At 46.2% G+C, this 13,308-nt stretch carries 13 protein-coding genes; 9 read left to right on the top strand and 4 right to left on the bottom strand.

Annotated elements, in window-relative coordinates; translation table 11 throughout:
* The first annotated feature begins 80 nt into the window (after positions 1-80).
* From QUA44_RS06060 to QUA44_RS06035, 6 genes are all read left to right on the top strand, one after another.
* Positions 81-440 (top strand): four helix bundle protein, encoded by a 360-nt coding sequence (locus tag QUA44_RS06060; RefSeq protein ID WP_194074431.1) that lies wholly within the window; start codon positions 81-83, stop codon positions 438-440.
* A 369-nt stretch (positions 441-809) separates the two neighbouring features.
* Complete coding sequence (locus QUA44_RS06055) at positions 810-1,409, top strand: hypothetical protein (protein WP_333309569.1); 600 nt, start codon at positions 810-812, stop codon at positions 1,407-1,409.
* Between the two features lie 169 nt (positions 1,410-1,578).
* Positions 1,579-3,603 (top strand): hypothetical protein, encoded by a 2,025-nt coding sequence (locus QUA44_RS06050; protein WP_333248991.1) that lies wholly within the window; start codon positions 1,579-1,581, stop codon positions 3,601-3,603.
* A 239-nt stretch (positions 3,604-3,842) separates the two neighbouring features.
* The gene (locus tag QUA44_RS06045; RefSeq protein WP_333248989.1) at positions 3,843-4,592 is read left to right on the top strand and encodes a hypothetical protein; all 750 of its coding nucleotides are present in this window, start codon (positions 3,843-3,845) and stop codon (positions 4,590-4,592) included.
* Positions 4,593-5,277: 685 nt separating this feature from the next.
* Positions 5,278-7,665, top strand: a complete 2,388-nt coding sequence (locus QUA44_RS06040) for an ATP-binding protein (protein WP_333248986.1) — start codon at positions 5,278-5,280, stop codon at positions 7,663-7,665.
* Between the two features lie 92 nt (positions 7,666-7,757).
* On the top strand, positions 7,758-7,955 hold the full coding sequence (locus tag QUA44_RS06035; RefSeq protein ID WP_333249307.1) for a helix-turn-helix domain-containing protein: 198 nt from the start codon (positions 7,758-7,760) through the stop codon (positions 7,953-7,955).
* Positions 7,956-8,034: 79 nt separating this feature from the next.
* Here QUA44_RS06035 and QUA44_RS06030 read toward each other — a convergent pair whose 3' ends face one another.
* The 3 genes from QUA44_RS06030 to QUA44_RS06020 form a co-directional block, all read right to left on the bottom strand.
* Positions 8,035-8,658 carry a hypothetical protein gene (locus QUA44_RS06030; RefSeq protein WP_106331512.1) on the bottom strand — a complete coding sequence of 208 codons (624 nt, stop codon included), beginning with the start codon at positions 8,656-8,658 and terminating at the stop codon, positions 8,035-8,037.
* A gap of 197 nt (positions 8,659-8,855) precedes the next feature.
* Positions 8,856-9,263 carry a hypothetical protein gene (locus tag QUA44_RS06025; RefSeq protein ID WP_333248984.1) on the bottom strand — a complete coding sequence of 136 codons (408 nt, stop codon included), beginning with the start codon at positions 9,261-9,263 and terminating at the stop codon, positions 8,856-8,858.
* Positions 9,264-9,302: 39 nt separating this feature from the next.
* Positions 9,303-9,482 carry a hypothetical protein gene (locus QUA44_RS06020; protein WP_333078137.1) on the bottom strand — a complete coding sequence of 60 codons (180 nt, stop codon included), beginning with the start codon at positions 9,480-9,482 and terminating at the stop codon, positions 9,303-9,305.
* A gap of 367 nt (positions 9,483-9,849) precedes the next feature.
* Between QUA44_RS06020 and QUA44_RS06015 the strand changes: the two genes are divergently transcribed.
* Positions 9,850-10,680: a ParA family protein gene (locus QUA44_RS06015; RefSeq protein ID WP_333033761.1), complete on the top strand. Its 831-nt coding sequence runs from the start codon at positions 9,850-9,852 to the stop codon at positions 10,678-10,680.
* A 106-nt stretch (positions 10,681-10,786) separates the two neighbouring features.
* Complete coding sequence (locus QUA44_RS06010; RefSeq protein WP_333248982.1) at positions 10,787-11,932, top strand: ParB/RepB/Spo0J family partition protein; 1,146 nt, start codon at positions 10,787-10,789, stop codon at positions 11,930-11,932.
* A 295-nt stretch (positions 11,933-12,227) separates the two neighbouring features.
* On the opposite strand, the gene QUA44_RS06005 is transcribed toward QUA44_RS06010, so the two are convergent.
* A complete protein-coding gene (locus QUA44_RS06005; protein ID WP_333248979.1) occupies positions 12,228-12,359 on the bottom strand; it encodes a hypothetical protein in 132 nt (43 codons plus the stop codon).
* Between the two features lie 2 nt (positions 12,360-12,361).
* On the opposite strand from QUA44_RS06005, the gene QUA44_RS06000 reads away from it, so the two are divergent.
* The gene (locus tag QUA44_RS06000; protein ID WP_333248977.1) at positions 12,362-13,303 is read left to right on the top strand and encodes a ParB/RepB/Spo0J family partition protein; all 942 of its coding nucleotides are present in this window, start codon (positions 12,362-12,364) and stop codon (positions 13,301-13,303) included.
* The last annotated feature ends 5 nt before the right edge of the window (positions 13,304-13,308 follow it).

The raw sequence follows: 13,308 nt of genomic DNA, 5'->3' as shown, positions 1-13,308 counted from the left end.
CTTAGATTATCATAAAATTTGTAAAAACTTCTAGCCTTTGATTCCTCAACTCTCTACCCTTTAATTTAAGGAGATTAATTATGTCATCACATCGCGAACAATTTATTTGGCAAAGAACAGCCAAGTTAGCTGTGAAGTGTTACGAGATTACCAAAAAATTTCCCAAGGAGGAACTGTATGGTCTTACTAATCAGCTTCGTCGAGCTGCGGTTTCTGTACCTGCCAACATTGCTGAAGGCTATGGACGCAATACAACAACTGATTATGTCCGATTTTTACACATAGCTGAAGGCTCATTGCGAGAAGTTGATACCCATGTATGGATAGCCACTGAGCTTGGCTATATCAATCAACAAGATAGTGATGTCCTCTGCCAAGAAATTGACGAGTGCCTTCGCCTTCTTTTGTCTGCTGCTAGAAAATTAGCATCTCGTACTTAATAAGGGGAGGGGGGAAGGGGAAGGGGAAGGAAAGATAAATAAACTGAATACTGATAGCTAATAATCTCCTCTGTTTTTCCTTCCCCTTACTCAACTCCGAAACTAGCACTAATTAGTAGCAAGTAAAGCTAATAATAACCTAGTTTTTCCTTCCCCCTCCCCTGTTTTCCCTCCCCTCTCTCCCTCTCCTTCCCCTTCCCCTTCCCCCTCCCCTTCTCTTAACCTTCCCCTTCCCCTTCCCCTTCCCCTTCCCATAAAACTATGAAATTTCCACAATCACAACCCTTACTCCCTGAATCTAAAAACACCTTAGCCTTGTGCTTTGTCCTGCTAACAAGCTTTGTTTTCCTCCTGACAATTGCTGTTTTAGTGAATACAGTCAGTTTGAGAGCCTTATCTCAAAGAAAAGTTACCTTTGTCCAGTTAAAAGACGGAACCGCAGCCCGAATTGCAGAACAAGATGAACTGTACAGAGAGCCGAAAATCATCCAAACTTTCGTATCCAGTTGGGTAAATTTAACCTGGGCTTGGTCAGGCAAAATTCCCGGCACAAATGACCCCGACCCCGGCATTAAAGTTAAAGGCAGTGCCAAAGTTCCTACAACTGCTTGGATGGGTTCCTTGATGATGGAATCAGAGTTTGGTAAAGCTTCCCTTGTCGAACTCGCCAAACTCGTTCCCAACACCATCTATTCAGGAAAAACCCGCTCGGGAGTCTATATCTCTCACATCTCAGAACCCAGAGAAATAAAAAGAGGAGTTTGGGAAATAGATGTAATTGCTACTCGCGTAGTGCTAGAGCAAGGCATTGGAGAAAGCCGAGAACAGTTTAATCGAACTTTCACCGTCAAAGCCGTAGAAATTCCCAAATCCCCTCTCAAAGAAAACGCTAATGAATTAGAGAAGACTATTCACTCTTTGAGAGCAGCCGGATTAGAAATTTCCCGAATTGTCGAATTCAAACCATAGAAGAGGAAAGAGACATGGAAAGAGGACGAACCGGCAAGTGGGTAAATTTAAAAACCTACCGTAACAACTAAATAATTTAAACACTTAGTATGTTTCATCCCTTTGCTTGAAGTCTTCTCTCTTTGCTTTTTTATGTACAGTTAAACACAACACATTCAACTCTAAAGCCATGACTAACAAAAGAAATGGATTAACCGAAAATCCAATTAATGCCACTCCTGATAATAGTACCACTACAGCCAATATGAATCATACAACTGCATCAAGTGAATATACCCCTAATAATGATGACGATAACATCAATTCCCCTATTTCCCCTTCTCCAAACCCTTCCCCTTCTGACGATGATATTGATGAAAACTTCATTGCTAATTTCGACCCCAATGCACCCCTAACACTTGAAACTCAATATCAACTCGCTCAAGATGAGGAAAGACCACTGCCGCCGCCTGTTTCCGAAAGAGGCGTTCCTAGAGCAGTGACAATACTGCTATTGACTGGTGGAATACTATTGCTAGGACTGCTGATTTGGCAATTTATCAAGCCTAAATCACCTCGCGAAGCTATCGCACAATCAACACCAAAAGAAAGCTCTTCTCCCACCATTAAAGATGAAAAACCGGAGTTGCTGGCTAAATTAGCTTACCAAGACCAACAAAAACTGTTAGCCGAAAAACCGCAAAAAACCGCAAAACCCAAAACAGAACCGTCGCCCAAACCGTCAAGAACCCCGCGAACTCCTCGAACTCCGCGTCTAGTCGCTACCCGGAGCGCTGCACCGCTACCTACTCCTCTACGCGAACCCCTACCCGTACCCAGAACAGTAGTGCGGACGGTAACACTACCCGCACCCATACCTCAAAGAGTACCCTCAAGAACACCCGCACCGGCCCCCATACCCAAACCGTTACTACCCCCACCTTTAATTCCAACTCCAACAGAAGAAAAAATCGACCCGTTTGAGCGGTGGAACCAACTCGCCCAACTCGGACAAATTAGGGGAAATTTTGACCCTAACCGAATAGCGAATGCCGTGAGTGCAACACCAAGCACTCCAGCGACAACAAGTGCTACCGCCGCCGCTAGTACGAACCCAACTCCAACAAGTGAATTCCTAACAGTCAATATCGGCAACCAAAAGTTGCAACCCTCATACGTTTCTTTGGAACAAATCCCACAAGAATTTTATAACCGCCCAAATAACGCCACCGGGGAAAGGCTACACCCGGAGTTTCCCCCAGCAGAGGACAGCCTCGAAACCACCGACAACTCCCAAAACTCGACTAACCAATTAACTCCGGCTGCCCTTTCTCCCCAAACAAGTTCCGATTCTACCGATAGCCCAATCGAGACTGCGGCTCGACTGAGCGCGAGCCGAACATCCTTGCCTGATACAGAATTTCAAACCCTTTCCCCAGAAACTGCTCCAGAAGCAGAAGCCTTAACAAATTCCCCAACTCTGGAACAAGTCAACTCTCCAGGGGTAAAAGGCATTCTCAACCGCACGCCCCAAACGGGCTCAACCTCCCAAACAGCTCAGGTTCCCCTGGGCACCACAGCCAACGGCGTAGTTTCGATTCCCCTGCTGTGGGATGAAAGCTCAAACAAACAGCAGGGAGACAAATTTGCCGTCACCCTCACAGACAACGTAACGGCAACTAACGGCTTTATTGCTTTTCCTGCGGGCACGGTTGTCATTGCCAAAGCCAACACCGTCAGCAAAACCAATCGCATGGTACAAGCTACTGCTGTGGCACTCGTCTACTCTGATAGAAACGGTCAGATTAAACAGCAGCCCATTCCAGAAGGCGCAATTTTGATTGCAGGAGAGGGCGGAGGGCCGTTGATTGCTTCAGGCTACTTCGACCCAGGGAACGATATTGCCGGACAGGATATCCTCACCGCAGTGCTGTCGGGAGTTGGACGAGTCGGTCAAGTGTTCGCAGAGCCTAAAGTCAGGAGCTCTAGCAGTATTAGCGGTAGGTATGTCCGCAGTACAACCACCGTTGAAAGTCGAGACCCCCAAATTTGGTCAGCCGTCCTCGATGGCTTCTTCAGCCCCCTAGCAAAACGGATGGAAAGCCGCTCAGATAGAGCAACTGAAGAACTTTTAAACCGCCCCAATGTAGCTGTGGTTAACAAGGGAACCCCGGTTTCTATTACTGTTAACAGCTTTCTCAACATTTACCGATAACGGAGCCGTCGTGAGCGGGGGAGTGGGGAGTGGGGAGTGGGGAGTAGGGAGTAGGGAGTGGGTGGTTTTACTCAGCCCGCTCAGGAGTGTAATCAATGCACGATATCAAATCCGTTACCATCGGAATTCTAAAGTTGAGGTCAATGATTCTCCATCATTCCCAACTCCCCATTCCCCATTCCCATCATTCCGGTGCAACCAAAATTGAATAGCTTTGTCAATATCTGCCGATAACAATTATGAATGCTACAATGCTTTTCCCAAGAATTAAAACTCTCAGTTTGTCAATCCTTGCAGCAGTGTTCGCTACTGCAAGCTACCCCGACTGTGCTTTTGCTCAATCAAGAGCAACAGGCTATCAAACTGTGGGTCGAGATATTGCCGTCAATAGTGCGATCGATATTTTAGTCTATCCCGGTCGCGCAAGTGCGATCGACTTCAGCTCAACCGACGAAGCTCTCGCCTACGTTTTAATTGCCGACCCCTCAAAAATAGTTTTCAGCACCGACGCACAGTTGGCAAGTGGCAAAGCCAAAACTGTTTTCTTGCGTCCCATTCAAGCGCTCAATTTTCCGGGAGCTACCACAGCTACCATCACTAACCTTTCAATCAAAACTGTAGATTCAAAAGGGAAACAGCGACTTTACAACTTCAACATCGTTCCTACCAACAAAGAACCAGAACACTTAGGAATTCGCATCGCTCCCCTAAACCCTAGAATGGAGCCGACTTTGAACGTTGATAGAGGTCGTGCACCCACAGCATCAGATGTCGAAAAAGGATTGCTAATTGCCATTCAGAAAGGCTACACAGCAGCCAACGACCCAGTAGTCTACAGCGTGCGACAATTTTTAGCGTTAGTAAAAAATCAGAATCTATCGGCGGCCGATGCTGCTGCACGAGCCGGAGTAGACTTGTCTGTGATTGTCGAGCTAGCCAAAATAGCTTTTGAATCAAACTACCGCTCACACAAACCTACTCATATCTAACCAATATTAGACAGAGTTAGGCAAGTGCATTCGTTCCGGGGTCAACCACAGAGCGGGATCAACGGCAATCCATCAATTTAAAATCTCAAATCTCAAATCTCAAATTGTTCCAATTACCCATTACCCATTACCAGTCTAGAGCGGTTTTAAGCACGCAACTTGGGTTAGTTGAGATGCAAATCCTCTCCTCAATACTGCCAAGCTGAGTCAGGCGGGAGCCAGTGTCGCTAACCGCTCGCTCTGAGAACTTATGGCTTTTGACTGATTCAGATTGGTTTGAGGCTGCACTATTAATAGGAATTAGTCAAACAGCATAACGAGACCGAGCGGGGATGTTAAACAGTTGACAGTTGACAGTTGACAGTTGACAGCGAAGTGATAAAAACAGAGATTTAAACTCCGTTCTTATCACAATCTGCCTAAAGGCAGGGGCTTCAAACCCATGCTATTTGGTGAGTGAGAAGAGGAGAACTCTTCTACTTCTGGTGTTACTCCCCTCTGAAGAAGAACGTTTTTTTCCTCATTTCCCACTCCTTTTTTTTAACCAATGTTCCGCCCAAAAAGCTCAGTTCAAAAAAAGTCTGCCCTCCCGCTGCGCGTTGTGCTTACAGTCCCCAACGCTCTCCTGATTTCGACTTTACTATGTCTGACGGGATGGCTTTCTTTTCAAACAGGGCGGCAGACAATGAATGACTTAGTTGCACAGCTATTGGGAGAAGCAACGAGCCGCATCTCTGACCGCCTTGACAACTACTTAAAAGAAGGGGTTGGGGTTGGGAAAGGAGAAGGGACTTATAAAAAAATGCAAACTGGTTCGGTAAACCAACTTCCCCCAAGTCAAACAGCCGGAGTCACAATCAAATCAAATGGGGAAAGAAATGGGTCCGACTCTCCAAAAACAATATTCCGTCAACAAAAAACAAATTCTGCTTTTCCCACCCCAACCTCAACATTCAACTTGCGCGATTTCCACATCAGCCCTAACTGTCAAGTCTTTATCTTAGACCGAGAGGGACGCTCTGTTGCTTGGAACGAGGTAACTGAACCAAAACCGTCTATTTCTGTTGACTCCCAGCAGCGAATTCGCACCCAAGCTCTGCAACAACAAGTAATCCAGCTTTCCACAGAGTATTTGCTTAAACATTATGGCAGCCTCGCTGCTATTAACAGCAGCCAAAATCTTAACTTTACCGCCAGCAACTCTAGATACTTACTGCAAGTCAGACCTTTTGAAAACTCTTCAAGCTTAAACTGGCTGATTGTAGCAGTTGTCCCTGAAACCGATTTTACGGACAAAGTTCAGGCCAATACTCGCAACACTATTTTGCTCGTACTGCTGGCTTTGATTCTTTCTATCTGCCTTTTGCTGTCCATTTCCCTAAGAATAGAACAGCGGCTGCTGCGGTTAATTTCGGCAACAGAGGCGATAGCTGGCGGCGACTTCGACTCAACAGTTTCAGGTAGCGGCGTTGCCGAACTCGAAGCCCTAGCTTGTGCTTTCAAGCGCATGAATTCCCAGTTAAAAGCATCTCGCCAGCGGCTAGAAGAATATTCCGGCGATTTAAAGCGGCAAGTTGCACTGAAAACAAAGGAACTAAAACAAGCTAAAATTGCAGCCGAAAGTGCCAATCGCGCTAAAAGTACCTTTCTGGCTAATATGAGCCACGAACTGAGAACGCCTCTGAATGCGATTATCGGTTTTGCTCACTTGCTTGTGAACTCTAAAAAAACTGCACCGGAACAGCAGTCGAGTTTAGATATTATCAATCGCAGCGGCGAGCATTTGTTGAAATTAATCAATGATGTTTTGTCGCTGTCTAAGATTGAAGCTGGTCAAATTACCCTCGAATCAAATGCTTTTGATTTGTACGGTTTGCTTGATGACATCGAAGGGATGTTCCAACTCAAAGCTCAGTCATCGGGATTGCAGCTTGTTTTTGAACGCAGTTCAGATGTACCGCAATACGTCCGAACTGATGAAAGCAAGCTGCGCCAAGTTTTGATTAATCTGTTGGGTAATGCTGTTAAATTTACTGAGACGGGTAGGGTGAAGCTGACTGTAAAATGCCTTCAGCCTCTGGCAAAAAAACCGCTATCCAAGTTCTTTCTTCTGTTCTCTGTGAAGGATACAGGCCCAGGCATTGCTCCTGACGAGGTTAGCCGTTTGTTCAAGCCGTTCGTGCAAACTGAAGCTGGCCGGAAATCGCAAACGGGAACGGGCTTGGGATTGCCAATCAGTAACTCTTTCGTCAAGCTGATGGGTGGCGAGATTAAGGTCAAAAGTTCTGTGGGGAAAGGAACGGTTTTTAGTTTTTACGTTAAAGTCAGTCATGCTACTGAGAGCGAAGTTTATGACAGACTGCCGCAAAAACGAGTGAAGGGGTTGGCATCGAACCAACAAATATATCGCATTTTGGTAGCGGACGATGAGTCGGCAAATCGGTTGCTGTTAACTCAGATATTGAAGTCGGCTGGTTTTGTTGTGTGGTTTGCGAATAACGGAATTGAGGCTGTTAAGTTGTGGCGAAAGTACAAGCCGCATTTAATTTGGATGGATTTGAGGATGCCTGTTTTAGACGGTTTTAAAGCTGTTCAACAAATTCGAGCTCTGCCTGACGGTTCTAAGACTAAGATTATTGCTTTGAGCGCTAATGCTTTTGTTAAAACCCAGGAACTTGCCTTGTCGAATGGCTTTGATGATTTTGTTGCCAAACCGTTCCGAGAAACAGTAATTTTTGAGAAGATGGCGCTTCATTTGGGTGTTCGCTATATCTATGAAGAGGAGTCGCCGAGGAAGTCCGAACAGGATGAGCCTGTTATGCAACTGACTTCTGAGTCGCTGTCTGTGTTGCCGAGGAAGTCGATTAAGAAGCTTTATAAAGCAGCCGCTTGTGGAGACGAGCAAGCGGTAAGGCTGTTGATTGAGCGAATTCCGCTGTCGCAGAAGCAAATTGCTCTGGCTCTGACTAAATTAGTTGACAATATGAGCTTAGATATTATCAGCGATTTGACTCTGAAGTGCTTTTCGGCAGATTGTACGATCGCCAAATCCCAAGACAGTTCTCAAAGTTAACTCCCTGTTTAGAACCCGTACCTCAGATATCGATATATGAAGTTCGTTAGTCTACGATCGCGCGTATCAGAGTAGCGCGCTACTAAGCTAAGATACTACTGTCACTAACCCACATCTACAGAATTAAGCCATCCACTGAGCAAATCGCCATTATGGAAACTTGGTTAGAGATGCTGCGCCGACATTTTAACTACGCACTTGGTCAAAGGCTTGACTGGTTGCGTAGAACCGACTGTCAAATTGATAGATGTGGGTTAGTTTCAGAACCGATCGATCGAACGTTTGAATAGTGCTGCACTGACCAGCACGTTAGAGTCAATCACGAATCCGAGCTCACTCATTGAGAATAGACTGTAAAATTTCTGGAGTTTATAGACACGGAAGGGTGGGGCGAGTCAACTGAACAATTTGCATTAAAATACCTAGAATGAGTTGAATATTTTCAATAAAATGCTCTGTTGTTTCAATATAAACCGTACTTTTTTCGAGTTTCATAAACTTCCAAATACTGCCGGTTGTAACGGCACCATAAACACAAGAAATACTGTTGTTTTTTTGAAGATTAAACATCTGGGCTGCCAACATTTCAGCAATGCACTGGGCAATTCCAGATTTGATATTGTCATTCTTGGCTTCGACAAGTGTAAACACAGGGGCGTTTAAAGATAATTGTTCTGGTGAATGGCTAATCATAAAGTCACAGACACCGTTGAGTCCTTTGACTCGATCGATATTGAATTCCGTACCGGAAAAGAGGCTGATTTGACGATCGCAGCGCCTGCGGAGTTCAATCAATACCGGAGCGACAATCATCTCAGAGCGCGCTTTTTCCGTGTCGATTCCCAAGGCTAAGGGAATATTTTCTGCTAAGGTTTCCTTTAAAAGCTGACTGGGTTCGATCGGTTCTACAGCCGTAATAACTTCAGAGACTTCTCGAATTGTCAATCCGAGTTTATTTTTAATATCATCTAGGGAAAATTCGCTATAAGACATAGTTCCACCTTTCACTCCGTCGTTCTAACTTTATACTTAGATTTAGATAAACACATTGCCATTTACCTGAATTTTCTCAGTCAGTGTTTTAACCTAAGAGCGTTTTTTAGGAGTGCAAGCATCCTGCTCGCTTGCATTTCTATCTCGCGAAAGAGAACTCCGGCTCGCACTCCTGTTTTTACTAAATTGGGATAATCCTAACAGATACAACAATAATAACCTTTGTTCCCCCTCCCAGTTCGCTCTGAATCTCCAACTGAGCGCCAATCTACTCTGTCCGCTGCCACATTCCACCCAAACTCAATCCGCTCACTTGCTGCTGCGGATCGAAGCAGCAAGTGAGCGGAGAGTCGTAAAGATAGATGCAGACTTGAAAAATCCAGCTTTAGCTGTTGGGTGATATCGAAGAAATTTTCTAGAATATTAATCAGATCGCAACCCGATCCTTCCCCAAGAAATTGCAGGGTGGTGTTGACCGCTTCATCGAAGTTTTCCAAAGTTAGTGAGGCGTTGACAGCTTTTGCCGTAGCTTCTTGTTCGGCGATCGCGATTCTCCAATAAACGGTTTTGCGCTTCTTGTTCGGCGACTCGTTCTTGTTAGGCACTCCCGGATTGCTGCTTGGGTACGATCGCGTTCAATAACACTACCAATACAAACAGTCGCCGTTTTCACGCATCGCCAGTTCAGCCAAACCTTGATGCTTTGCTTTCCGGCAGTCGTCAAAAGCCACCATCCCCCAAAATTGACCTTCGACAAAAATTGGAACAGCGTGTAAAGCTTTCAAACCAATAGCTGCTTGCCCACTGCGAAACGGTTCTGGCATCTGCTAGCATCTCTTCCCAGAAAGTTGGATCGTGCTCGCTTAGCTCAGATATTGATATATGAAGTTTGAGTGCATTTCGGTAGATTGTACAAGCATCATCCCAAGATGGTTTTCAAAGTTAACTCGGCGGTTATAACGTAGCTCAGATATTGATATATGAAGTTCGTTTCAATCGAGCGATCGAACTCACATCCTTTTCAACTGTCTTGTCTGGTACTAAACTTGACGAGATTCTGCTCGCTCGACTAAATATTAACTTGCTGTTTCAACGGGGGCCAACGGTAGTTTACCACGAGGCTCTCATATATCGATATGTGATGCCTGCTCTCGATATATCATACTTAAATCATCTACTTAATTCAAAACCATGCAAATTCGACTAGCAGTCATCAGCAATGCTGGCGGCACTGGCAAAACCACACTTTCAGTTCACCTCGCCTACGAACTGGGGTTAAGGGGTTTAAAAGTAGCCATTATGGATCTCGACCCCCAAGGCTCCCTGACCCTTTTTTGCGGTCTAAATCCGCCAGAGCCAGAACACACACTGTCCGCCATAATGCGAGAAAGCTTCAATGGCTCTTGGCCTCTTACTCCTAGCTGGAGTTCCCACACCAATAATATAACCGTTTGTCAAGGCGGAATGACGCTGACGCAAACAGCAGACGAGTTAGTTCTGCACAAGCGTGGCGCTTATCTTCTAGGCGATTGCCTGAGCGACTATCCAATGGATCACGACCTAATTATCTTCGACTGCCCCGCTACCCTCGGCCCCTTGCCCTTGATGGCACTAACTGCTTGCACTCATATAATAGTGCCCGTACAGCTCGAACCAAAATCAATTCAAGGAGCAGCTCACCTGCTGGAGTGGTACTACCACCATTGCAAACAATTACGCCTCAAGCCGCAACCAGAAATCTTAGGGTTTGTACCCAACCAATACGATACGAAACGAGCCGTCCACCGACAACTTTTAGAGTCCTTGCCAGCCCAGCTAGAGCAGATGAATATCCGCGTTTTTCCACCTATTCGGGACAGTGCAGAATTTGTCAATGCCAGCGGTCAAGGGTTGCCATTACACCTTTATCGCCCGCTTCACCCAGCTTTAGGCGACTTCAAAGAAATTGTTAAGCACCTGGCTACTTTAATGGGAAATGGAGTTGCTCCGGCTATTGCCAAAAAAGGAAAAAAAAAGAAATAGTGTTGATTCACAATCACAACTTGCTTAGCGAAAACGAATCCTTCGTTTTTGGCTTATAGCCCTGAACTGACTTCTTCCAATCCCCAATTTAAAATCTAAAATCGCTATGGCCACCCGTAAAGCTCCCGACTTGGGAAATTATTTTTCATCCGCCAAGCAGTCAATGCACCTCTCTGAAGCTGAATCCGAGATTCAAGAACTCAAAGCAGAAATTGAAGAACTGCGAAAATCGGGTTCAACGGAATTGGAATCTCAATTGACTGCCCTGCGAGAACAATTAGAGTCAGCAAGCGGTATCCTCTCCATTTCGCTCGATCAAATTGTGCCCAATCCAGAGCAACCCAGACAGACTTTTTTGCCAGAAAGTATCGAGTCCATGTCCCGTTCCCTCGCTAGTGACGGACAACTGCAACCCATTATCTTAATTCAACGGGGGGATTTGGTGATATTCGATGGAGAGCGGCGCTGGCGCAGCGCTAAAAATCTGGGCTGGGAAACTTTACAAGCTGTGATCGTTCCAGAACCCGCGGCTTTGCACCGCAAAGCACTGCTGACTTCCCTGCACCGGGAAGATCTCAATCCCCTCGATAAAGCAGAAGCTATTGTGCGGGAGTTGTCTGAAAATACGGGTTTGGAAGCTGCAACTATCCCCCGCATTCTCTCGACAGTGGTGCGACGCTTGAACGCGCAAAAACGGATGAACTTGGTTTCCGAGTTGGTGACGGTGGCACCTGACGAGCAGCAACAGGGTTTGGCCGCTTTGGGTTTGGATGAACAAGAGTTGGCCGTTTTGCAGACACTGTTGGATTTGCAGCTCAATCCCGCTTCTATCGATGCCAACATTTTCCCGATGCTGTCTTTGGCTGATGACCTTAAGACTGCTATCAGGCAATTAGGACTTAAAGGGGTTCATGCAATGGCTCTGTCTAAACTCTCTGCGAAAAATTTAGTCTTGCCAGAGGAAGAAGCGCAGCCGATTAGAGTTCAAGCAACCGATCGAGTTATTGCCGAGAAATTGTCGGTGACTCAAACTCGTAAATTGGTGCAAGAAATTATCAATTCTAATCTGGATGATTTCCCAGGGGCAGCCCGCCAATTCAAGCAGGTTAAGTTGGCAGCCGGGAATTTGAAAAAGCTCTCACCTCAAGTGTTGGAGCAAGCTGAGGTTGACCAACTTGTGGAGTTGCAGGAGGTTTTGCGCCAAAAGCTGGCGGAAATTGAGGCGGTTTTAAAGCAAAATACTGAGAAATAACGGCAAAGTTTCGATCGGTCTGCTTGCTAAAATCGATCGAGTGGAAACACTCGCCGTTTTCATCGCTCCGTATGCCTCTAACTAAATCGATTACTACCAAATTTAAGGGTATTTCTGTAATGGCGAGTTCGCCAATAGGTTCGCTGAAAATGCCGTTATAGGCCCGAGTGGGAAACGCCAAGGTTTTTTCTTCTGGCATTTGCTAATTCCTTCGCTTTCTTCCTCTTCTTCTTCGTAGTCGAGGATGAATTCACAGTCGGTGGGGATGTCTGTCCAACCGTAGGCGTTTAATGTTTTATGATACGGCTCGATCGCATTCTTGATGCAGTTGGCGCAGTTTTATTATATCCGGGTGGCGTTCGTCCGGGTTGTGGAAGCGGTTGTAAGTGTCGGTGAGTCCCTGGTTGGGAGCTCTACGGGGGAACATCGATGAATCAAAAACGCGACAATCAGCCTTATCAAATCAAAGGGGTTGAGGCTCTGTTAGGAACCAGCGACAGCGAAGATGTCGCATCCTCCCTTGTCTCAATACACAAAATTGTCCTGCCACCGCAGCAACCGCGCCGCTATTTCGAGCCGACAGCTATGCAAGAACTGGTGGAGTCAGTCAAGCAGCTAGGGATTCTGCAACCGCTCCTGGTACGCCCCATAGATGGCAACAAGTACGAATTGGTAGCGGGAGAACGGCGCTATCGAGCCGCGTCGTCGTTAGGCTTGACTGAGATTCCTGTTGTGATTCGGGAACTGACAGACGCAGAGGCCCTGCAAATTGCACTGCTGGAGAACTTGCAGCGGGAAGATTTGAATGCGATTGAGGAAACCGAGGGGATTTTGCAATTGCTGGCAATGAAATTAAACTCTACCTCTTCGTCAGTTATTGCTTTGCTCGGAGCGGCCGCGCACCCGGAACGCACGGGTGTGGATAACGTTATCCACAGCTCGGACTGGCAAATAGTAATCGATATATTTGCACTCGTCGGGAAGTACACTCCAGAGAGTTTCCGAACCAATCGCCTCCCGTTGCTGAACCTGCCAGATGATGTGATTGGAGCGCTGCGGAAAGGACAGATTGAGTATACCAAAGCCAGAGCGATCGCCCGAGTTAAGGATAGCTCAGAGCGCTCCCAATTACTAGAGGAGGCGAGCGATCTCGACCTCTCTCTGACCCAAATCAAACAGCGCATTGCCGATTTAAAAGCCCAAAATACAGGGGAGGCGACTGCACCGGATCGCTCGCTTAAAAGTCGCGTAGATGCAGCTTTGCAGCGAGTGAAAAAGTCTAAGGTTTGGGATGACCCCAAAAAGCAAAAGAAACTAGAGAAGCTGTTAGCTGAACTGGAAGCATTGGTGGGTGAGGGATTGGAAAAATGAAGCGG

The sequence above is a fragment of the Microcoleus sp. N9_A2 genome (assembly GCF_036701775.1).
GTDB lineage: Bacteria > Cyanobacteriota > Cyanobacteriia > Cyanobacteriales > Microcoleaceae > Microcoleus.
This window is presented reverse-complemented; position numbering and strand designations above follow the sequence as displayed.